The sequence below is a fragment of the Shimazuella alba genome, assembly GCF_009831235.1.
Taxonomy (GTDB): domain Bacteria; phylum Bacillota; class Bacilli; order Thermoactinomycetales; family Thermoactinomycetaceae; genus Shimazuella; species Shimazuella alba.
The window spans coordinates 434,112-456,424 of record NZ_WUUL01000002.1 but is presented as its reverse complement, the minus strand read 5'-3'; the positions used below and the strand labels follow the sequence as shown (position 1 = coordinate 456,424).

General features: G+C 37.4%; 20 protein-coding genes, 1 tRNA gene, 2 pseudogenes and 1 other annotated feature. Of the genes and pseudogenes, 8 read left to right on the top strand and 15 right to left on the bottom strand.

Features of this window, described 5'->3' with window-relative positions:
• Window positions 1-246 precede the first annotated feature (246 nt).
• From GSM42_RS05045 to GSM42_RS05030, 4 genes are read right to left on the bottom strand one after another with little or no spacing between them, the layout of a single operon-like run.
• Window positions 247-882 carry a response regulator gene (locus GSM42_RS05045; protein WP_160800437.1) on the bottom strand — a complete coding sequence of 212 codons (636 nt, stop codon included), beginning with the start codon at window positions 880-882 and terminating at the stop codon, window positions 247-249.
• Between the two features lie 14 nt (window positions 883-896).
• The gene (locus GSM42_RS05040) at window positions 897-1,925 is read right to left on the bottom strand and encodes a sensor histidine kinase (protein ID WP_160800436.1); all 1,029 of its coding nucleotides are present in this window, start codon (window positions 1,923-1,925) and stop codon (window positions 897-899) included.
• Window positions 1,925-2,617: a cell wall-active antibiotics response protein LiaF gene (gene liaF, locus GSM42_RS05035; RefSeq protein WP_160800435.1), complete on the bottom strand. Its 693-nt coding sequence runs from the start codon at window positions 2,615-2,617 to the stop codon at window positions 1,925-1,927. The genes GSM42_RS05040 and liaF overlap by 1 nt, the downstream gene beginning before the upstream one ends.
• Before the next feature lie 14 nt (window positions 2,618-2,631).
• The gene (locus GSM42_RS05030) at window positions 2,632-3,504 is read right to left on the bottom strand and encodes a DUF4097 family beta strand repeat-containing protein (protein ID WP_160800434.1); all 873 of its coding nucleotides are present in this window, start codon (window positions 3,502-3,504) and stop codon (window positions 2,632-2,634) included.
• A 126-nt stretch (window positions 3,505-3,630) separates the two neighbouring features.
• Between GSM42_RS05030 and crcB (GSM42_RS05025) the strand changes: the two genes are divergently transcribed.
• Both crcB (GSM42_RS05025) and crcB (GSM42_RS05020) read left to right on the top strand, forming a co-directional pair.
• Window positions 3,631-4,014 carry a fluoride efflux transporter CrcB gene (gene crcB, locus GSM42_RS05025; RefSeq protein WP_160800433.1) on the top strand — a complete coding sequence of 128 codons (384 nt, stop codon included), beginning with the start codon at window positions 3,631-3,633 and terminating at the stop codon, window positions 4,012-4,014.
• Between the two features lies 1 nt (window position 4,015).
• A complete protein-coding gene (gene crcB / locus GSM42_RS05020) occupies window positions 4,016-4,375 on the top strand; it encodes a fluoride efflux transporter CrcB (protein WP_160800432.1) in 360 nt (119 codons plus the stop codon).
• A gap of 320 nt (window positions 4,376-4,695) precedes the next feature.
• Here the strand turns inward: crcB (GSM42_RS05020) and GSM42_RS05015 are convergent, their stop codons facing one another.
• Window positions 4,696-5,868, bottom strand: a complete 1,173-nt coding sequence (locus GSM42_RS05015) for an MFS transporter (RefSeq protein ID WP_160800431.1) — start codon at window positions 5,866-5,868, stop codon at window positions 4,696-4,698.
• 99 nt (window positions 5,869-5,967) lie between these two features.
• Between GSM42_RS05015 and GSM42_RS05010 the strand changes: the two genes are divergently transcribed.
• Entirely contained in the window at window positions 5,968-6,855 is an 888-nt protein-coding gene (locus GSM42_RS05010) for a LysR family transcriptional regulator (RefSeq protein ID WP_160800430.1), read from the top strand.
• A 798-nt stretch (window positions 6,856-7,653) separates the two neighbouring features.
• Here the strand turns inward: GSM42_RS05010 and asnB are convergent.
• Window positions 7,654-9,493, bottom strand: a pseudogene (gene asnB / locus GSM42_RS05005) (asparagine synthase (glutamine-hydrolyzing)).
• Between the two features lie 126 nt (window positions 9,494-9,619).
• Between asnB and GSM42_RS05000 the strand changes: the two are divergent.
• Together GSM42_RS05000 and GSM42_RS04995 are read left to right on the top strand one after the other, a co-directional pair.
• Window positions 9,620-10,526 (top strand): annotated as a pseudogene (locus GSM42_RS05000) (LysR family transcriptional regulator).
• A 349-nt stretch (window positions 10,527-10,875) separates the two neighbouring features.
• The gene (locus GSM42_RS04995; protein ID WP_160800429.1) at window positions 10,876-11,019 is read left to right on the top strand and encodes a hypothetical protein; all 144 of its coding nucleotides are present in this window, start codon (window positions 10,876-10,878) and stop codon (window positions 11,017-11,019) included.
• 282 nt (window positions 11,020-11,301) lie between these two features.
• On the opposite strand, the gene GSM42_RS04990 is transcribed toward GSM42_RS04995, so the two are convergent.
• Together GSM42_RS04990 and GSM42_RS04985 are read right to left on the bottom strand one after the other, a co-directional pair.
• Window positions 11,302-11,691, bottom strand: coding sequence for a hypothetical protein (locus GSM42_RS04990; RefSeq protein ID WP_160800428.1), 390 nt, complete (start codon window positions 11,689-11,691; stop codon window positions 11,302-11,304).
• Window positions 11,692-11,713: 22 nt separating this feature from the next.
• Window positions 11,714-12,133 (bottom strand): VOC family protein, encoded by a 420-nt coding sequence (locus tag GSM42_RS04985; protein WP_160800427.1) that lies wholly within the window; start codon window positions 12,131-12,133, stop codon window positions 11,714-11,716.
• A 119-nt stretch (window positions 12,134-12,252) separates the two neighbouring features.
• Between GSM42_RS04985 and GSM42_RS04980 the strand changes: the two genes are divergently transcribed.
• Entirely contained in the window at window positions 12,253-13,200 is a 948-nt protein-coding gene (locus tag GSM42_RS04980) for a helix-turn-helix transcriptional regulator (protein WP_160800426.1), read from the top strand.
• A 617-nt stretch (window positions 13,201-13,817) separates the two neighbouring features.
• On the opposite strand, the gene GSM42_RS04975 is transcribed toward GSM42_RS04980, so the two are convergent.
• The 7 genes from GSM42_RS04975 to guaB form a co-directional block, all read right to left on the bottom strand.
• Window positions 13,818-13,907: transfer RNA gene (locus GSM42_RS04975), tRNA-Ser, on the bottom strand.
• Between the two features lie 183 nt (window positions 13,908-14,090).
• The gene (locus GSM42_RS04970; protein WP_237446462.1) at window positions 14,091-14,450 is read right to left on the bottom strand and encodes a DsrE family protein; all 360 of its coding nucleotides are present in this window, start codon (window positions 14,448-14,450) and stop codon (window positions 14,091-14,093) included.
• Window positions 14,451-14,605: 155 nt separating this feature from the next.
• Window positions 14,606-15,883 (bottom strand): serine--tRNA ligase, encoded by a 1,278-nt coding sequence (serS, locus tag GSM42_RS04965; RefSeq protein ID WP_160800424.1) that lies wholly within the window; start codon window positions 15,881-15,883, stop codon window positions 14,606-14,608.
• A gap of 36 nt (window positions 15,884-15,919) precedes the next feature.
• Window positions 15,920-16,112: a binding site (T-box leader), on the bottom strand.
• Window positions 16,113-16,139: 27 nt separating this feature from the next.
• Entirely contained in the window at window positions 16,140-16,736 is a 597-nt protein-coding gene (gene pdxT / locus GSM42_RS04960; RefSeq protein WP_338055242.1) for a pyridoxal 5'-phosphate synthase glutaminase subunit PdxT, read from the bottom strand.
• Window positions 16,726-17,610: a pyridoxal 5'-phosphate synthase lyase subunit PdxS gene (gene pdxS / locus GSM42_RS04955; protein ID WP_160800422.1), complete on the bottom strand. Its 885-nt coding sequence runs from the start codon at window positions 17,608-17,610 to the stop codon at window positions 16,726-16,728. The genes pdxT and pdxS overlap by 11 nt, the downstream gene beginning before the upstream one ends.
• A 99-nt stretch (window positions 17,611-17,709) precedes the next feature.
• Window positions 17,710-18,933, bottom strand: a complete 1,224-nt coding sequence (locus tag GSM42_RS04950; RefSeq protein ID WP_160800421.1) for a D-alanyl-D-alanine carboxypeptidase family protein — start codon at window positions 18,931-18,933, stop codon at window positions 17,710-17,712.
• 131 nt (window positions 18,934-19,064) lie between these two features.
• Window positions 19,065-20,528, bottom strand: a complete 1,464-nt coding sequence (guaB, locus tag GSM42_RS04945; RefSeq protein WP_160800420.1) for an IMP dehydrogenase — start codon at window positions 20,526-20,528, stop codon at window positions 19,065-19,067.
• Between the two features lie 187 nt (window positions 20,529-20,715).
• Between guaB and GSM42_RS04940 the strand changes: the two genes are divergently transcribed.
• Both GSM42_RS04940 and GSM42_RS04935 read left to right on the top strand, forming a co-directional pair.
• On the top strand, window positions 20,716-21,642 hold the full coding sequence (locus GSM42_RS04940; protein WP_160800419.1) for a YaaC family protein: 927 nt from the start codon (window positions 20,716-20,718) through the stop codon (window positions 21,640-21,642).
• A gap of 152 nt (window positions 21,643-21,794) precedes the next feature.
• A complete protein-coding gene (locus GSM42_RS04935; protein WP_202404773.1) occupies window positions 21,795-22,244 on the top strand; it encodes an NUDIX domain-containing protein in 450 nt (149 codons plus the stop codon).
• Window positions 22,245-22,313: the final 69 nt, after the last annotated feature.

Sequence of the window (22,313 nt, the reverse complement as noted above, 5' to 3'; positions counted from 1 at the left end):
CAAAATTAAAAGGCATGAGTCCAGTACAATACCGAACTCATGCCCGGCAGCAAGCTGCCTAATTTTCGTGTCTAACTTTTTGGGTTCACTACAAAATAGGCTCTTTTTGATTTTTGAATATAATAAAATATTTTTGGTGTTTTTGCACATTCTTACTCCCTATAACCGATTTGACTAACATCAAATATTTTGGACTTCATTTTGCCAAGTGTATGCCTCCTCTTCCATCAAACCAAATCAATTTTTCTACTTCACTAAATGGTTGCGGTATGCATATATTGCTGCTTGAGTACGATCATCCAATTCTAGTTTGGATAACAGATTTGTAATATGTGTTTTTACCGTTTTGACAGTAATATATAATTTGTCCGCGATCTCTTGGTTGGTGTTGCCATCTGCAATCAGCTGTAGCACTTCCATTTCTCGCGCTGTTAATGATTCATGTGGTTTTCTTCCTTGATCGGAACTTCGCATTTTAGATATAACTTTACTCGTTACTTGTGCTTCCAGTACCGATTCACCATTTGCAGCACTGCGAATCGCAGCAGCAATCTTATCTGCTCTCGATGTTTTTAAAAGATAACTGAGCGCACCTGCTTCCAATGCAGGATAAACCTTGTCATCATCGAGGAAGCTTGTTAGCACTATAATTTTTGGCTGTTCGATAACTTTGATAATCTCTCTCGTTGCTGCTATGCCATCCATCCCCTCCATGAGTAAATCCATCAAAATAACGTCTGGCTGAGTATCGATGGCCAGCTGAACACCAGCTTTTCCATCTGATGCTTCTCCGACAACTTCTATATCGGGTTGTGTAGATAGATAAGCAGATAAACCCATACGTACCATCTCATGATCGTCAATTAAAATTACTCGTATCATCTACTTACCTCCAATTACAGGATGGGAACTTTCACATTTATTTGTGTTCCCTTTCCAGGAAGAGAAAGAACCTCACCGATTCCTCCGATTTCACTCGCACGTTCTGATATTGATTTTAGACCGTAACTAGACATTTTCATCTGAGATTCTTCAAACCCAATACCATCATCAATAATTTTCAAATGCAGATTTTGCCCTCGTGCAACTAATCGAATATGCACCTTATTCGCTTTGGAATGTCGCAAAACATTGGATAGAGCCTCTTGGACAATTCGAAATAAATGATCTTCGATTCCACGAGCTAAATCAGGCATATCTTCTAATTCCCATGTAACCTGCAAAGATTGTTTTTCCTGTAACTCTACCAATAAATCTTCTAATCCTGTCTTTAGATCCTTCCCTTCTAATGTCACAGGTCTTAAATGCATCAACAAAGCACGCATCTCTTGTTGCGCTTCGACTGCTAATTTCTCAATAAACCCTATTTTCTTTGCTATCTCTATCGTATCTTGCAAATTACTAGCGGTAATTGCAGATGACATCATTGAAATTGCAAATAACTGTTGACTAATCGTATCGTGTAGTTCTCTTGCCAAACGGCCTCTTTCTTCTGTTATTACTTCTTGCTTCATCTCTGTCTGCCATTCTGTTCTTTCGGTCGATAACTTTTGCAAGGAAGCAACTTGTTGTTCTACTCGTAGTGCCATTTGATTTACATGCTTAGCCATCCTACCAATTTCATCATGACCCATTTCTCGAATTCGGTGAGAAAAATTACCTCTTTCCAATTGAATAAGTGATTCTTTTATAGGAGAAAGACGTTGAACTATTTTTGCACCATAAAAATATCCTATTATACTCGAGACAATAAGCACTGCCAAAACAGGCAAGACTGCCCATCCCAGTGCCATCAGAATGCTAACTTTTAATTCATAATGAGCCAAGATGATAGTGACTATGATGATCAACAAAAATAAAGTAAGAAAAAGAGAATACCATGCTGCGTTCCATTTGACGGAGTTAGTTTTTGTCGCCTGCTTCATTAAAGGTACCTCACCTGTATTTCCGCTATTAGAAAAGAAATGGAAATCTGTACTTTCCGATTTGCCTCGTCATAGGTATTGGAGGTCGCTTGTAATTGATTGCGGATGCCTTGTCGCTTCTTCCCCAACACTTCACACTCTCCCAATGTAACAGAGGAAGATATCGATACATCCAAATCAGGCGGTAAATAAAGATGAACACGACCAGCTATCCCATTGAGTATAAGGTTTGTCTCCCCCTCTGGAATGATAGCTTTGGATAAATCAAGATGAATATTCTGTATTTCATTGGTCGCATGAATGTCAAATAATTCATATTGCATGTCACCTAAACGTAATTTCCGGATAAATGATTGATTTTGGATGGAAAATGTTTTTTCCCAATTCAGATTCTGATCCTCTTTCCTTGTATGAATTTCATGGAGAAGCCTTTTATCTTTTGTCCATAGCAACTTATAACTCATATAGAAAAGTAAAAATGAGAAGAGCAAAGTCCATAACTTTACATCAATCAGAGCAAGAGCACCCATAATGAGAAAGAATATAGCAGTTCGACGGTAATAAAACCGCCAGCACAGAAAACTTACAAAAATAAGGATTACAGGGCTTACTAATAAATCATTTAAACCCAAAGCAATAAAAAGTAGAATAACGCCAATGATAATAAATATAATCCCGCCTGCACGACGCATCGTTTCACCACCTATCAATGAATGATGAGATCTCCATTCACTATTTCTATATTAATCTTAAATTTACCAGTTCCTGCTGATGCTGTTGTTTGGGGAGTTGTTGTTTTTTTATTTTGAAGTGGATAAGTTGAAATCAACTGACCCGACTGAAGATTCGTATTTAACTGGAATGAAGCTGATTTTGGTAAAAACATGTCAACTTTTCCTGATAACACTTCTGTTCTTATATCCCCTACTAGCTTATCCAGTTGCATACGTATGTTTCCGCTGGTAGAAGATAAGTGTAGTGGACCTACATAATGACTTATATTGATATTACCTGAAAATGTACCTATATTCGTATTTTTTGATTCTACTCGATCGACCATTACATCTGTAGATGTCCCATCATAAATAAAATGATTAACTTTTACATTCTTAAAATAACTAGTACCATTCTTTATTTCAGTATTCAAAAAAGCAATATTCCATTTCGCACCTTGATTGTGACCCACTTGAACCACTCGAGTATTGGCTTTAACATCAAGATTTATTAACTTTGTACGTGGAACATATACCATCAACTTTAAATCATTTGCATTCGAAAAAGAATACCATTTCGGATTCAAATTAATCTTCAACTCTCGATGCTCTTGATCCACCTGAAAGTTTACTCTATTCAAGTCCCGACCTGTAACTTCGATTTTCAGCTCTTCATCTTCCGTTGGTAAAATGGTAAGATTTTCACTTGTAACATCGAATTCTATTGTATCTCCATTATCTACTGCAAAACTTCTATCTATATTTGGAGTATGGGGGACAAAGAAATTAATTGGACTCCACCAAATGGAGTGAGTAAATAAAATAACTGCTAAAATAACAAGGATGATTCCTGCTATTTTTTTCATATAAAGCCTCTCCCTATTCAATCTATATCTACAGCATACACAAGTATGACCAAAAGAAACAGAAACATGAGAAGGAAATAAACCTACGACTCGAGTCGTATTTAACTATTTTATCCATATGAGGTGATGAGTCTGATATATACCTTTATTGGTATCGCTGGTGCTATTGGAGCTTTGCTTCGTTATGGGATAGGGCTTATAATCCCTTCCACTTCTTATATGGGTTTTCCTGTCCATACATTATGTATCAATCTTTTGGGGTGTTTCTTTTTAAGTTGGTTTTTTACATGGGTTGCTGAACATGATTACTTTCCAAATTGGTTTATCCCTGCAATCACTACAGGTTTTATCGGTTCCTTTACTACCTTTTCTACTTTTAACATAGAGATCATACAGTTAGTAGAAAAAAATAAGATCTCCTTTGCTGTAACCTATCTATTTTTAAGCATGGGAGGTGGTTACATCTCCTGTCTAACTGGATATCACCTTGCAAAAAAGAGGGGAAAATAAGATGAGTTTATGGTTCATTGCTATTGGAGGCTCAATCGGGGCTTTGTGCCGTTATTTTATCAGTAAACTTTTTCAAAAATCTAGTGATCGTTTTCCTTTCAATACTTTTTCTATCAATTTGATTGGTACATTTTTATTGGGATGGTTGGTAGGACATCATGTTCAAGAAATGTGGATGTTTTTTTTAGGAACTGGCTTTTGTGGTAGTTTCACTACATTCTCCACCCTTAATTGGGAAATATTTCAATTAAAACAATCACAACAAACACATAAAATGATTTACTATATTCTCCTCACTTATTTTTTAGGGATTTTATTAGCAGCACTTGGTTATGTATTCGGCAAGGCTAACTACTTGTAATTTGTCACCCTGTCACTCCTTATATCGCTACAGCATACACTACATCAGCATGTCATCGAAAGAGGTGAATCCCTTGTTTGCTTCTCCACGTTTACGAAGATTGCAATTTTTAGCAAAAACTACATCTGTGATTGGATCAGCACTTTATTTTATTGGTTCTATTCTTCTGTTTTTCCTTTTTTTCATAGAGAAAAAACGTTTTTGCATAAGATAGCCAGAAGATCTTTCACTGGCTATCTTTTACATTATTTTAGCGTTCATCTGTTTAATAATATTAAAAATTCTTTTGTATTAGATTAACTATTTTATAAAGTCACTAACTAGATTTGTATTTCTACTACTAGCTCTTTCTTCTTGTTTAATAAAAATGAATAAATTGTAGTAATGAAAGCAGTCATTACCATCAATCCACCAATCCATCCCAGATGTAAAATAGATTTATATTCAATCACCAAGCCCCCCAAACCAGCTCCTAATGTCATTCCAATATTCATAATCGTGGTATTAAAACTAAGTACTGTTTCCGAGAACTTGGGTTGCAATAATATTAAATAGAACTGATTAGCAGGAGTAGTTGTCCACGCAGCAGCACCCCAAATCATTATCACTGCTAGCAAAAGCGCAAATGTAGATAACACATTTGTAATAAGAAACAAGGCTGTGGCATGAATAATCAAGCTAATCGAGATCGTACGAACAGATCCCCATTTATCTACAGCGTATCCTCCAAAACGAGAACCAAGAAAAGCAAATACGCCAAGAATTAGCAGGCATAAGCTAACTAACTCAATTGAAAATCCTGCAAACTTCTGTAGCAGAGAAGAAATATAAGTAAATAACATGGTATATCCAAGTATCCAAAATAAAGTAGTCAGTAAAGCACTGATCACTCGTTTATCTTTAATAATTTGCAACTGATGTATGATCGAAATTTGAGCGGTTCCTTTCATTTGCGGAATAACATTATAAATGGAGATCAATAAGAGGAAAGTGACTATAGCAATAATCATAAAGATGTAACGCCAGTCCATATAAGCAGCAATTAATGTTCCAATCGGCACACCTAAGACAAGTGAGACACTGAATCCCGTAATAACAGTAGCAATTGCACTACCTTTCTGTTCAGGAGAAGTGATCTTAGCAGCAAAGTTAGTTGCGACAACTGTATATAAGCCTCCACTCACCGCAAGAACGATACGCGACAACATAAGAAGTTCGAAATGATAACTGAAAAATGCAATCATATTGCCCATTAAAAAAACAATAATAGTGGATAATAAAACTTTTTTCCGATCAAATTTTGAAGTAAATAAAACCAAAGCGAAGGAGCCAAATGCAAAAGATAGAGAATATACTGTAACTAATTGTCCTGCTAGAGAGATAGATATATCCAGATCTTTCGAAATCGTATCTAAGATGCCAGCAACCACGAATTCTGCTGTTCCCATTAAAAAAGAACCAAAAGCTAATAAATAAATCGCTAATCGATTCATCCTCTCATCTCCTTTTATGTTTTCGTCTTGCTCTAGTCTATAACGCATGTTAATATGAGTAAAATTCATATTTTTAATATCGGAGATGAGAAATATCTCATGACAATTAATCGATTTGATATCCTAACAAAAGTTGTTGATCTAAAAAGTTTTACAAAAGCCTCAGAAGTGTTGAACATGACGCAATCTGCAGTGAGTCATGCAATTAATAGCCTTGAATCCGAATGGGGTGTAACGCTTTTAATTCGTGATAGAAAAAAAGGAATTGCACTTTCCGAGGTTGGGCAAAAAACACTTATTCACATGCGGGAAATATTAAATAGAATGGATAAAATCAATCAGGAAATCGCATTAGCTATGAATTTAGAAGTCGGTAATATTCGTATTGGGACTTTTTCCAGTGCATCATCTTGCCTTTTGCCAAAAATACTTTGTAAATTTCAAAAAAAACACCCACATATTGAGTTCACTTTTTTCGAAGGAACTTATGAAGAAATCGTTGAATGGTTAGAAACAGGAGTTATAGACATAGGATTTGTTGTACAACAAGACAAAAAAAGAAATTTGAATAAAGTTCCATTGATCAAAGATAAAATGGTTGTTGCCTTTCCAGTAGATCACAAATTTGAAGGCAAAAAAACAATCAGCATCCAAGAATTAAAAAATGAACCTTTTATCATGCCAAAAGGAATGTATCAAACGCATGTAAATGAAATTTTCAATCAAGCAAATATAAAACCTCTTGTTCGATTTGAAGTATTTGACTGTAATACGATTGCTAATATGGTACAAGAAGGACTCGGAATTACCATCGGACCTGAATTGTCTCTAAAGATGCACCAAAATATTAAAATAGGAGAACTTACTATCACTAACTGGCGAACTGTTGCTTTGGCATCGTCATTACATTCAACATCTTCTCCAGCTGTACAAGCCTTCCTGAAAATAGCTCAAACGGTATACTCCCAATCGCTAACATTCCAATGAACATACAAAAATCTCACGATAGAATGAGCCTCACATGTCTTCCTAAATAGGAAAAAAAGTTGTTCGAAACATGAACAACTTCCTTCTAGCAATATAACGATTAGCAGCTGTGACCCTTTCTTTACCGCCCGTGGTTCATAGGAGCGTTGAAAACAAGATTTCTTTCTAAGTTAATTTTCCTTCTGTCAACCATTTCCTTTCTAATACAAAAAGTAAAAAGCTTCCTATAAATGGTTACAGTAGTCTCTCATATTATTGTTCATATATTCCGTTGCATTACCTATATTTACCCCTCAAACCAAGATAAGCTTAAAAGGGTTATAATATATACGTTTATCTGAAGTAGTAGAATTGTTCTTTAAATCTGTTCAAACAAAGCTTTCTCTTTTAAATCAAGCAAATTTAATCAGATTGAAATTACAAATCTTTTAGAATTTACTATGATTTATTACAAGCTTAAGAGCCATAAGCTATAACATCTGGCTCCTATAATTAATTTAACTATATTTCCAAAAAATGATTGGCTTTCTATCCTCTTATTGTTTTCCTTACTCCCTGTAAGTGGAAATTCGAACACTTATTTCTTCGATTTCAATCTAATCATTTCAAAATCTATTGCAGTATGACCAGAACCGTAAACATCAGGAACTTATTTGCTCCTGTTCACATTGTTTTTCTTTTCTTTATAGAAAATCCATTCTTTTTCGAATTAATCATTTGTTATCTCTCAAATCATTAAGAGTTTTAGGATTAAAGCGTAATACACTTGTGATATTAATAGTTCAGGTTGCCAAAATGCTAAACAATTTTGATCTTGTATTTTCCCATCCATTCGTTTATTTGTATTAAATATCCAAGTAAATAAGTAATACCGTTAAAGGAAGTTAAGTTCTTTGATTGCCTTTGGGTGATGGAAAGTATTTTATCCTTGTCGATCAGCTGCAATATGGGGGATTCAGGATTTTGGATAATCTGTGTGATCCAGTTTACCATGGCATGTGTATAGGCTGGATTTTGGGTTGTAGGATATGCACTTTTCTTGCGACGAAGTACATCATCAGGCAATAAACCTACAAATGCTTGACGCAAAAGACCTTTTTCTTGCCCGCCGATATTTTTTAATTCCCAAGGAACGTTCCATACATATTCTACTAAGCGATGATCACAAAATGGAACACGTACTTCCAAGCCAACTGCCATACTTATACGATCTTTTCGCTCTAATAAGGTAGGTAACCAACGAGTCAATGTCAGATAAAAAATCTCACGGATTCGTTTTTCTTGATCATTTTCTCCTGGCAATGGAGGAACTTCTGCTAATGCTTCTCGATAACGTTCCGCTAAGTATGATTGTGGACGGATTTTATCAGCCCATTCTGGATGGAGTATACTCTCCATATTAAAATCTTTCGATTGCGCAAATAAATTCCACGGAAATGTAGCAGAAGACATAGCTGTTTCTGAATAAAACCATGGATATCCGCCGAAAACTTCATCCGCTGATTCACCTGAAAGCGCTACAGTTGCAAATTTTTTTAGTTCTGCAAATAACAGATACAAAGAAACATCGATATCTCCCATCGAAGGCAGGTCTCTCGCCTGCAACGGATTTAGAAAATGATCTACTAAATCCGAGGTATCTAATAAAATACGATGATGTTCCGTTCCAATATGCTTGACCACTTTCTCAACCCATGGAGCATCTAAACCCGGATGAGCAGCAGTGGCTTGAAAATGTTCTGCGCTTTCTTTAAAATCTATTGAAAACGTCTTAATTCCTTTATTTTGCTGCCGAAAAACTTCCGCAGATATTGCAGATACACCGCTGGAATCTAAACCACCTGATAAGAGTGTGCTGATTGGGACATCAGAAATCAATTGGCGCTGGATTGTGTCATATAATAATTCACGCGTTTTAAAAATAGTTGTTTCAACATCATCTACATGAGGACGACTTTCTAGTTTCCAATACTGGGTGAGCATTTTTCCAGTTCGATTTAAACGAAGGGTATAACCTGGACGAAGTTCTTTTACTCCTTTTAAAATGCCATGACCAGGTTGTACGGGTTGGATATAGCGCAAATAGCTCAGACAATCCTTCCACATCAACTTCTGGCTTCATCCGTGGATTCGCTAATAAGGCTTTTAATTCTGACCCAAATATTAATGCACCCTGCTGTTCTGAGTAAAATAACGGCTTCACTCCTAACCGGTCTCTAGCTAAGAATAACTCTTGTTTGCTTTCATCCCAGATACCGAAAGCAAAGATCCCATTTAAATGTTCAACACACGATTGCCCCCATTCTATATATCCACGTAAGATTACCTCTGTATCAGAACTCGTTTGAAAACGATGTCCACGCAACCGCAACTCTTTTCTTAATTCGATAAAATTGTATATTTCGCCACTGTACGTAATCACATAATTATTCTCTTGATCTTTCGCAATCATGGGTTGACGTCCACCTTCAATATCGATGATTGCTAATCTCCGATGAACAAAAGCGGCATTTGATGAATGCCATATCCCCTCTCCGTCAGGACCTCGAGCTTCCAAGGCATCAGCCATTGCTTGTAGAATTTCATGTTGTCCAATCATATTAACTGACCAATCAATCCATCCAGCAATCCCACACATAACGAATACCCACCTTTTATATTTTGTAATATACTTTTCATATTTATTATATGGAATATTTTGTACACAAAAAAATGTATTTTAGTCTGTCGTAGGATGGATTAAAAGGAATATGAGGTGAATCTGTTGGAACTTCTTCAGCTGGAGTACTTTCGTACAGTAGCACGCATGCAACACTTGACAAATGCGGCAAAGTTTTTACATGTTACCCAATCTTCATTAAGCAAAACAATTCAACGTCTAGAGGAAGATTTAGGAGTTCCACTTTTTGATCGAACCAAACGCAAGTTACAATTGAATGATTTTGGACGTTTATTTCTCAAGCGAGTAGAGTGCGCATTATTTGAATTGGAAGAAGGAAAACGTGAACTTATCGATTTAAGCAATACAGAAACTGGTTCACTTGCATTGGCAGTGAATACCGCTAATTTTCTCCCTGAAATTCTCCACCAGTTTCGAAAAAATCAACCACATGTACAGTTTTATGTACAACAATTAGATACAAAAGAAATGGAAACACATCTAGTAAAAGGAGAATTAGATTTTTGTTTGTCATCTCCCCCAATTCGAGGACATGAAATCGAATGCGATATTGTGTTAACTGAAAACATTTACATTATTGTCCCGAAAACACACCAATTTGCAAATAAAAATGATATTAGCTGGACTGATCTTAACAAGGAAAGATTCGTCAGTTTAAAGAAAGGATATGGAATTCGTGATCTAACTGATCATTATTGTGAAATGGCTGGCTTCACCCCGAATATCACATATGAAGGAGATGAACCTGCAACACTGACTGCAATGGTTCAAGCTGATTTGGGGATTGCTTTTTGTACCTGAATCTGCTCTACGTTCCGGATTAGCAGCAGATATGACCTTTCTACAAATGAAAAATCCCAAATGCAAAAGGGAAATCGGACTATATCATCACAAAAATCGCTACTTTTCTAACGCAACTCAAAAATTCCGTCAAGTAATCAAAAACCATTTCAGCTTAATTCGTCAAAACCATACTGAATATCACGAATAGCCTTGCATGACGATAATGGAGCTTCTTAACTACCTATCAACAAGGAGGGTCGTTCATAAATGTCCCAATATTCAATTAATATAACTCATATGGCACATCGGCACTGTTTGCAGTGAGATGTATAGTTATGGCAGTAAAAATTAAGCAATGATAAGGCATGACCTAGATGAATCATCATCTTACGGAAAAGATGTACAGCATTTTTTCTACTAACTAACTTTAGATTAGAAAGAGTAGTTAAATTTGAAGAAGATTATGGGTATTATTGCCACAATCGCAACGTTAGTGTTGTTGTTTTGGTCATTTATTGGACATTTTTCACTTCACAGATGCTCAATGGATTGCTTTGATGTTAATATTTTTTGCAAATATTACAGGAAAATTAGCAGGTGTAGAAGCCATCACAACTATTCGAATTATTGGTATAGGATCAATCTTTCCTGCATTCTTTGGATTTTGGCATCAAAACAAAAGCAGCTGCCTGCCAATTTGATCCTGTTATTCGCTATGATCTGTATGATTTGGGTTATAAGCAGCATACTTCTGATGTTATTCGTATCATTCACAATTACTGGTATAGTCAAGATAACTGCAGTTGCCCTCTTAGTAGCAATAATAGGAGGCTCCATGTTCTACTTTTATTATGCAAATGGATCATTTGATTAGTGAAGGATCTCACGAGGACTTAACGTGAGATCCTCCATTCATCAGTACACTCTTTGTGATTATTTCTTAAACCAATCCCAAAATTTGATGCTCCTGATACTTTTCTCACCTAGTCAATTTCTTTTTCATTTGCAATAATTTGTTTCATGACCTGTGTTGCAATCTGAAAATTTTCATTCGTTACATCTCTGAATAAAAGTTTTCTTCTCGCATGAATTTCATTAAATATAGTTTGTTGTGCTGCTGATCCTGCATTTGTGAGTTTCAGTTTATTTGTTTCTGATTCGTAAAGATTGCTTGGATCAATCCATCCTCTGTCGGAAAATAGTTGATGAATTTCCTCTACCTTTGTATTTTCTGAAACAGGTATCGAGTTCAAGACTTGCCAATGTTCTTTTGATAGGTGATGCTTTTTTAAGACAGGTTCCATAACTTTCATCAGTATTTGCCCCACTTCTCTGGTCAAATACCCAAAAGGCGGGTTTTCTTCACTAATCATTTTATTCTCCTCTGGAGTAAAGTTATTTTCTCGTGAATATTTGGAATGTAACGCCGAATTGATCTGTTACCACTCCATATGCAGGGCTAAAATAAGTTTCAGTCAACGGAATATTTACTTTACCGCCTTGCTGTAACAAGGTATACATTTGCTGCGCTTTTTCTACTTCGTTTGTCGTCATACAGATGGTTACTCGATCTCCTGTATGAGTTTGCTGACCAGGTTCTGAATCAGCAACAAGCAGTTCCATCTCACCAATTTTTAATACAGAATGTGCTACACGCTCTTTAAATTCTTCTGGTAATGGACGTTCAGGATCTTCAATAGCCTCCCCAAAAGTTTGTTGGAAGAGTACTTTTGCATCTAATGATTCTGCATAAAATTCGATAGCCTTCTTTGCATTTCCATTCAACATGATATAAGGGTTAACTAACACTGTCATGATATAACAACTCCTTGTATTCTCATTGTCATCAGCTTTAAATCAGCTGTGCTTATTGGCAATTGTAGCGTATAATATTGACAAGTAATGTCATCATTAAAAAAAAAAGAGGTCTCTTTATGCATAAATCAAAAAGGCTCATGGAATTGATGCTGGCTGTCAACCGTAAGAGGCAGTTTACTATAAAGGAGCTTGCTCACGAATTTCAAGTTTCATCGAGAACAATCTCTCGAGATTTACAAGAATTAAGTGAGTTAGGAGTTCCCTTATATTCAGAAGTAGGACCCCATGGTGGATACCGGGTGTTAAAGGAAAGAGTTTTGCCTCCCATTGCCTTTAGCACGGAAGAAGCTGTTGCTATATTTTTTGCAATTCATTCTTTGCGTCACTTTTCATCTCTTCCTTTTGAGACAGAGTTTTCTACAGCATTGAATAAGTTTTATTATTATATGCCTGAGGATATCCGACACCGGATTGAACAAATGAAAAACCGTGTTGATTTTGAAGCGCCGACAAGGAGAGCACTATCTCCTTTTTTGCCTGCCTTGCTTGATGGAGCCATTCATCAAAGAGTTCTCCTTATTGATTATGAATCACAGGAAAAAAAATCAAAACGAGAGATACAACCAATAGGGATCTATGCAAGAGATGGCTTCTGGTACTGTCCAGCCTATTGCTTTTTTCGTGAGGAGTATCGATTGTTTCGGTGTGATAGAATTCATTCTGTTGTTGATTCAACACCCGCACCTGAACCTTTAGATATTCAGCATATCCACCTAGAGAATAAATATGTGTTGTTTCAAACCAAGCGAGAATACATTCGTCTTCATGTGGAATTGAGCAGAGAAGGTGCCCAGAGGTGTGAATCTGAATTATGGCTACACTCAAGATTACATTTTCGCAAGGATGGTACGGCTTGGTTAGATGGAGATCTTCCTAAGAGTGACATTCCGTTTTTCGCAAAGTATTTCATTAGTTTGGCAAATGAAGTGACAGTGTATGATCCACCAGAATTAATAGATTGTATGAAGCAAATACTTTCCGAGATTTTAGAAAAATACACATAGGTGGGATGGAGCTGAGGACCCAGACTTCGAACGAATTTCCTTCCACCGGGGGAATGGGAGTCTAAGAATAGAGACATAACCGCCTTGTCCCTAAAGCCACTGTATTTGTCTGTACATCCAAAAAGAAAAAACCTTTTAAGCTTGTCGGTAGTATCCTCTCAGGTTGTCTATACTGTCAATTTTCAACTGCTTAGTTAAAATCATGGGATTACTATGGATATACCGTTCTTCTGCCCAGAACCTACACATGACTCCCAATGTATATTAATTGTGTTTGGGGCCAATTCCTTAGTTGTTATCATGTAGTTTGATATAGTCTCTAATTACATCTGGGGTTAACTCTTGAACTTAGGAGTATTCACTGGCTAAAAATCTTCTAAACCAGTCTGTATGACTCTTATTCCTTCTTCTTTCTTCACATTGACAAAGAGTTCTAGAGCTTCGGGAATGGGAAGCTTGGGGATATACTTGGAGGTAACTTTATGTTTATCTCGAATTTGGTTCTTACCTTATCTACGCAAAAGAAAACACCTGCCTTTTTCCGTTTATTCCAACGGTTTAGACAAGTGTTTTTCACAAATTTACTATATGTCTTTTGGGTTTTCGTTTAAAACATTTGGCAGAGAGGGTGGGATTCGAACCCACGGTAGCCTCACGACTACGACGGTTTTCAAGACCGTTGCCTTCAACCACTCGACCACCTCTCCATAAGTAGAAAATGAGACAAAGTAGATTATACTTTTATTTAGCTTTTAAGTCAAGTAGCATATCACGGCCAAACAAAAAATCCATTCTTTTATATAAAATAAGTGAATGGATTAACGTAATATACGAATTCTTCATCTATGCACCAATGACAGGGATTTACATTCATAATCTTTATAATAATATTACATAATTATAGGAGTATATCCTTCTTTAATATGTTCTACGAAGCTAAAATGCCCATCTTTAGCTCCACCTACTACAAAGACACCTGCTCCATTTACTTCTTCTTCTATATCAAAAAAATTAGTGCAATAACCACAAGCGCCTTTTATAATTCCTAGTTTTTGAACTTCTTTGAATATGGAATGAAAAATGTGAGATGGATTATCAAACTCTTTTATCCACTGCGTTCCCATTCCATCAAAGTAAATTTTAACTTCATATCCTTCGTCATGAAGCTCCTGTCCATAAGTCAACCCATGAAATGCTCTACCTACATCTTGCGGTCCTGCTTGGATTACAATCAAAAATTTGTCACTCAATGATAGTACCCCCTTAAGTATGTAAATAGTATTTGACTCTGTAAACATATTACCACATTTTCTTAATAGGGGTAATTATTTATACATACTATATTTTTATAATATAAAAATAAATCCTTTGCATTCTAGTAAGAACCAAAGGATTTGCTTACCACTTATTTTTGTAATGTTTCCGAACCCATGTAAGGAACTAAAGCTTTTGGGATTCGAATACTCCCATCTGCTTGTTGGCCGTTTTCCAAAATAGCTGCTACTGTTCTCCCAATCGCCAAACCAGATCCATTTAGAGTATGAACAAACTCTGGTTTATCTTTGGCGCTACGTCGGAAACGAATGTTTGCACGTCTTGCTTGAAAGTCTTCAAAGTTACTACAAGAAGAAATTTCTCGATATGCATTGGAGCTGGGCAGCCAAACTTCTAAATCATATTTCTTTGCTGCGGTAAAACCAAGGTCTCCGGTACACATGGAAAGAACACGGTAAGGTAACTCCAAAAGCTGTAAAACTTTTTCTGCATTTTGTACAAGTTTTTCTAGCTCATCATAAGAATTTTCAGGTCTCACAAATTTTACTAACTCTACTTTATTAAACTGATGTTGCCGAATTAAACCTCTCGTATCGCGGCCGGCCGACCCTGCCTCGGAACGAAAACAGGCACTATATGCTGCATAATAAATAGGTAATTCTTGATCAGTAAGGATTTCTCCCTGATGAAAATTGGTCACGGACACTTCTGATGTGGGGATGAGGTAATACCCATTTGTATTCGCAAGAGCAAAGGCGTCCTCGGCAAACTTTGGCAACTGTCCCGTTCCAGTCATGCTCTGGCTGTTAACTATATACGGTGGAATCATCTCTCGATAACCATGTTCAGTCGTGTGCAAATCTAACATAAAATTCATGAGCGCACGTTCTAATCGTGCACCTAAACCAGTGTAAAAAACAAAGCGTGATCCTGTTACTTTACTAGCTCTTTCAAAATCTAACAGCTTCAGATTTTGTGCTAGATCCCAATGGGGCAATGGCTCAAAAGAAAAAGTTGGTACATCCCCCCAATGTCGTATTGGTACATTTTCCTCTTCTGTCAATCCAATCGGGGTTGACACATGTGGGATATTGGGTAAAGATAATAAGATTTGTTGCAGCTGTTCATCTAGATGACGAATCTCTTCATCTAGCTCTTTAATCTGCTCCCCTACCTGCCGCATGTTTATGATGAGGGTTTCTGCATCCTCTTTTGCTTTCTTTTTCTTTGCCACTTCTTGGCTTACTTGGTTGCGCTCACTCTTTAATTTCTCTGTTCTTGTGATCGCTTCACGACGTCTATTATCTATTTGTTCAAACGAATCCAATCCACTGATATCTTCGTTGCGTGAAGCAAGTTTTTCTTTTACTTCCGCAAAATTACTTCGCAACAATTTGATATCCAGCATAGAAAATCCTCCTCAAATAAAATAGGAACCCCGCCCCTAAGGGACGGAAGTTCCGCGTTGCCACCCTTGTTAACTGTTAAAAACAAAACAGTCCACTCTGTGCGTAAATAACGGAACGCAACCGTGATTAGCTCAGAGGTGGATTCTCATTACGAATCTTAACGATTTGCACCAACCATCGTCTCTCTTAAAAGAATCGTTTTGATACTATTCTCTTCATCGCAATCCATCTTTGTTATCGCTCATTATACAAAGCTTAGCTCAGCTTTTCAATCGCTTTTTGCACCATACTCAAAAAATATGCATGAAGACGTGTATCATCTGTTAGTTCAGGATGAAAAGAGATCCCCAAAAGATTGCCTTGCTGTACCGCTACAACTTGATCGCGAACGGTGGACAGCACATCCACATCATCTCCAACTGATGTAATCAATGGCGCTCGAATAAATACAGCACGAAAATCTTCTGCTACTCCTTTAATAGGTAAATCAGCTTCAAAGCTATCTACCTGTCTACCAAACGCATTTCGTTGAACGGTGACATCTAAAAGCGGAAGGTGTGCCTCATCGTTCTCAGCAATGTGTTTTGCAATAAGAATCAAACCAGCACAAGTTCCAAATACAGGTTTTCCTTTTGCATAGAAATCCATAATGGGATTTCTTAAATCGTATTGACGAATTAATTTACCTATAGCTGTTGATTCTCCACCTGGAATTACTAAACCATCCATTTCATCAAGTTGTTCTCTACGTTTTACTGCAATCGCTTCTACACCTAGTTTATGAAACAGATTCAGATGTTCTCTTACAGCTCCTTGGAGTGCGAGAACACCGATTTTTTCTTTACCAGCCACGTTCCTGCATCCGTTCATGTGCTTCTAATTTGGAAATTTCAATTCCAGTCATTGGGCTACCCAAATCTTTTGATAGCTCAGCAATCAATGCAAAATCTTCATAATGTGTAGTAGCTTCTACGATTGCTTTCGCGAACTTTGCTGGATTGGAAGATTTGAAGATACCAGAGCCTACAAATACACCATCAGAACCTAGATGCATCATTAAAGCTGCATCGGCTGGTGTAGCAACTCCACCTGCTGCAAAATTTACAACTGGTAGTTTACCAGTTTCATGTATCTGAAGAAGTAGCTCAAATGGTGCTCCTAATTCTTTTGCTTCTGTCATCAATTCATCACGTGACATCCCAGTCACTTTTCGAATTTGACTTTGCATCATACGCATGTGACGAACAGCTTCTACAATGTTACCTGTACCTGGTTCACCTTTTGTTCGGATCATGGATGCACCTTCACCTACACGACGCAGTGCCTCTCCCAAGTTACGAGCACCACAGACAAATGGAACGGTAAAAGTAGATTTATCGATATGGTACACTTCATCAGCTGGTGTCAAAACTTCGCTCTCATCAATATAGTCTACGCCCATTGATTCCAATAAACGCGCTTCTATAAAATGACCGATTCTTGCTTTTGCCATCACAGGGATGGAAACAGCCTTCAATACCTCTTCTACAATGGTGAGATCAGCCATTCTAGCAACTCCACCTGCAGCACGGATATCAGAAGGAACTCGTTCCAGAGCCATTACTGCAACTGCACCAGCTTCTTCTGCAATTTTTGCTTGTTCTGCATTTACGACGTCCATGATGACGCCACCTTTTTGCATTTCTGCCATTCCGCGTTTTACACGATCTGTTCCTGTCTGTGTCATCCTATATCCTCCTAGAAAACGTACGAATGTCATTTAGTCCTATAGCCAATAACATTGTAATGGAATAGTTGTAAATTTACAAGGAAGCGAATCATACTCTTAGCTTATCCAAGAATTTACTGTATCCCACATGTTACGAAAAAATAATCGAAAAAAGCTACCTTCTTCTACTGGTTTCTGAGCTACTAATGGAACAGAACTAACACCAGGAATAGGCTTTCCTTGATATCGTATAGAAACTTCTCCTACAACAGTTCCTTTTGCTAATGGAGCTTTTAGCCCTTTTTTCAAGGTAACCTTGTATGTATAGGCTTGTTTGTCCTCTTTGAACTCTGGTAGTGTAAGGGATTTTTCTGCTATCATAGGAACTGTTCTTTGAACTCCATTGGGCAAATGATAGTTTAGATGACCTGGAATAGATTTCCCTTCTGTTACTGCAGTTACTAACTCAAAGTTGTCATACGTATAAGCTAATAATTTTTCAGTCTCCAAAAAACGTGCAGATTCTGAGTTCGTCCCCATTACCACTGATACCACACGCAAACCATTGCGATTTGCGGTTCCCGTAAAACAATAACCAGCAGCATTGGTATGACCTGTTTTTAGCCCATCTACACCTTCGAAATAATATTTAAGTGTTGGTAACATTTGATTCCAGTTGTTAACCGTTTGTTGATTTGGTTGATTCTGATGGAAAGTATATGTTGAAATGGTTGTATATTGTAATACTTCTGGATATGTTTTTAAGAGGTGACGAGCAACGATAGAGGTATCGCGTGCTGACATTTCATGTTCCCCAACCTTAACAGTATCTGGGGGGTCGGGATAAGATTCGGTGTTAAGTCCAGTAGCATTTTGAAAATGAGTATTTTTTAGCCCTAGCTCATCAGCCTTTTCATTCATTTTCTCCACAAATCCTTCTTCCGAACCACCAATATGCTCTGCTAATGCAACGGTAGCATCATTTGCTGATTGAACAAATAATGCAGTAAATAATTCTTTCACTGTTAGCTTTTCGCCAGCTACCAGACGTATTTCTGCCTCATTGATCGCAGCAGCACGTTTACTTACGGTAATCACATCATCCCAATGGAGATTTCCCTTTTTTATCTCATCATAAATAACGATCGCGCTCACCATCTTTGTCATACTCGCAGGTGGTCTTGGGTCGTCAGCATTTTTCTCAGCTAATATTTCCCCAGAAATAGTATCTACCAAAAAATAAGATTTAGCATTTACCTCTTGCAGTTCTGCTGCAAAGGTGGGAGTTGTAACAAAAAATATACTGATAATACAGAATAAAAAAACGACATATCGACGCATCTCTATTTGCTCCTCTATTCATTCAATCCTACTCATTTTCACATTACTAAATCAACAACACAAGCTTTTTATGTTTTAAAAACAGAAAAACAACGTCCTGCGAAAGGGCGTTGTTCCAATTAACCTTCTAATTAACCACCTAGTTGATAGTTTGGAGCTTCTTTCGTTATCTGAACATCATGCGGATGACTTTCGCGTAGAGATGCGGAAGTAATTCTTACAAATTGGGAGTTATCTTTTAGATCCAAAAGTGTTTTAGAACCGGTATAACCCATTCCAGAACGAATTCCACCAACTAATTGATACACGATGTCAGCGATAGGACCTTTATAAGGGACACGACCCTCAATCCCTTCTGGAACCAACTTTTGTTCGTTTTCTTGGAAGTAACGATCTTTACTTCCAGCCTGCATGGCTCCGATAGACCCCATACCCCGATAAACTTTAAATCGACGCCCTTGATATATTTCCGATTCACCAGGAGCTTCTTCTGTGCCTGCAAACAATCCACCAAGCATAACCGCGTCAGCACCAGCTGCCAATGCTTTTACAATGTCACCTGAGAAACGTATACCCCCATCTGCAATAATAGGAACACCATAAGCCCGAGCTACACTGGCTGCATCGTAAATTGCTGTGATTTGAGGGACACCAATACCAGCTACAACCCGTGTCGTACAAATCGAACCAGGTCCAATACCAACTTTTACGATACTAGCTCCAGCTTCAATAAGGTCTCTTGTCCCTTCCGCAGTAGCTACATTCCCAGCTACAATGGTAAGTTCAGGATAATTTTTCCGAACCTTCGCAACGGTCTCCAAAACACCTAGAGAATGCCCGTGTGCTGTATCAATTACTACCATGTCTACTTCTGCTTCTACTAAGGCTGCGATACGTTGTTCGGTATCTTTTGACACACCAACTGCAGCTGCTACCAATAAACGCCCTTGCTCATCTTTTGCAGAGTTTGGGAATTGAGTTGCTTTCTCGATATCTTTGATGGTGATCAGCCCTTTTAGTACACCATTGTCATCCACTAATGGCAGCTTCTCTATCTTGTGAAGTTGTAAAATGTGTTCTGCTTCTTTCATCGTTGTACCAACTGGAGCAGTCACAAGATTTTCCTTTGTCATCACTTCAGAGATAGGAGTGCTGTAGTTGTGAATAAAACGCATATCTCTATTCGTAATAATCCCGACCAAGCGTCTTTCCTTGTCCACAATCGGGACACCAGAAATACGGTATTTACCCATTAATGCCTCGGCATCATGAACCTGATGACCTGGGTGTAGATAAAATGGATTCGTTATAACGCCACTTTCTGATCTTTTTACACGATCTACTTCCTCAGCCTGCTCTTCGATCTTCATGTTTTTATGAATAACTCCGATACCGCCTTGTCTCGCCAGCGCAATTGCCAAAGAAGATTCTGTGACGGTATCCATTCCTGCACTGATTAACGGAATATTTAACTTTATTTTTTTTGTTAGCGAAGTGGCAACACTAACATCACGAGGTAATATTTCAGATCGAGCTGGTAACAATAACACATCGTCAAAAGTAAGGCCTGTTTTACTAAACTTCTCTTCCCACACGGCGTATCGCCCCTTATCGTTGGTCTCCAGTTTTTTGCAAGTGTATCAAAATAAAAAAAGCGAATCAAGAAAATCGCTGTTGTTGAAATAAAATATTGTTTTTTTAAGGTTATCCACAGTTTATCTGTGTATAACTTGTGAATAATTGTGGATAAGTCACGGATAAGTCATTTTTTTCGGAGGAAATATGGATTTTTCTGCATACGAGCTATTAAAAAATGAAACTGTAGCACGAAATTATTTAATAAAAAAATACCCGATTGAAGAAGCGAAAACATTAGCTTATCGGAATGTACATGCTTTTACATCCTATATAAAACAGGGGCTGGCCTTATTTCAAACTGCTGATAATAGTGATTTTTGGTCTAAACCTTTGCTTCTATACTATGGAATGATGAGTTTACTAAAAGCATTCGCTTTGAGTAAAGATGCACATTATCCAAAAAGTACACTAGTCCTACAACACGGACTCACAAGTCCAAAACGAAAAAAAGAGCCTTACCGTTTTTATCGAGATGAAGTAAGGGTCCAAAAAGATGGTTTTTTTCCCTATCTTTGTCGTTTGCTCGATCATCCGGTGCCCACAGGGGAACGTTTCAAAATGGAAGAATTATGTTCATTTCTACCTGATCTTCAAGCGATACTTCAAAAACTTGACCATCAAACTTTTTTCTGGATTGCATCCATTCAACAGGATAAGTTAATTATAGCAGAAAGTATTTTGGATGAACTTTGTATTTCCATTCACTCTTTCATTAATCATCTAAATCAAATTAAACCAACTATCCAACTAACATTATACCAGCTCACAGATAATAGGATTGCATTAAATTATGATCCAGACATTTTACAACATCCATATTTTTTTCAAAACAGTCAGGGAGAATTATTGCTTTGGAAATGGAATGTAGCAAATGTAAAACCATTACCCGAAATTTTGACTTATTATGCCTTACTATTTTCACTCAGTATGCTCTGTAGATATGAACCTCCTGTATGGCGAGAGTTATACAATGATATAGAGACTGAGCAACTTATCATTCAGGAATCCATGATACTAGCAAGTCAGAAATTTCCCAGTTTACTTCTCCAATTATTGGATATTGGTGATTGAAGTGTCAACTCTATTTTATTTATTATTTTGTCTTTTGTCTATTAAATAGGATCTGAAACGATTTATATCGATTCTCTATCCATCTACTTATCCTATCATGTGTTAAAATATATGTATCTCCGTTCCGTTTTTAGATTCAAGGGAGACTTGCTATGGCACGGAAAAGTCGAATTGTCATTGTAATGGTGATTGATCCAGAGACAGAGGAAATCCTCCTTCTCGAAACCAAACCGTCAGAGAGAGTGAGGGACCCTCAGGAATACCCTGGAGGACATGCAGAGGAGAACGAAAGTGATCTCCAAACTGGATACCGTGAGGTAAAAGAGGAAACGGGGCTTGAGGTTACACTCCTCACTGAACCGATCCTAGTGATCAATCCAACGATAAAGGTTTATCTCGGCTTGGCAAAGAGCAGAGAAGTCGTGCTGACGGAACAGCACAAAAGCTTTGGGTGGTTCCTTCGACCGGAAGATGTACCTCTTCCCCCAAATCGAGAGCTTCCTTCTTCATACAAGGGGCAATTCCCGCCAAAAAGCATGTATGAGGAATTCCGGCTGGCTCAGGCTGCCCTTGCTGCTTATAAGGCAAGCATGATGTCCTGACGAAATTCTGCGGGCAGTAAGATACTATATCACTGCCCGCAAAAATATTTCTTTTTTATAATCGAATAT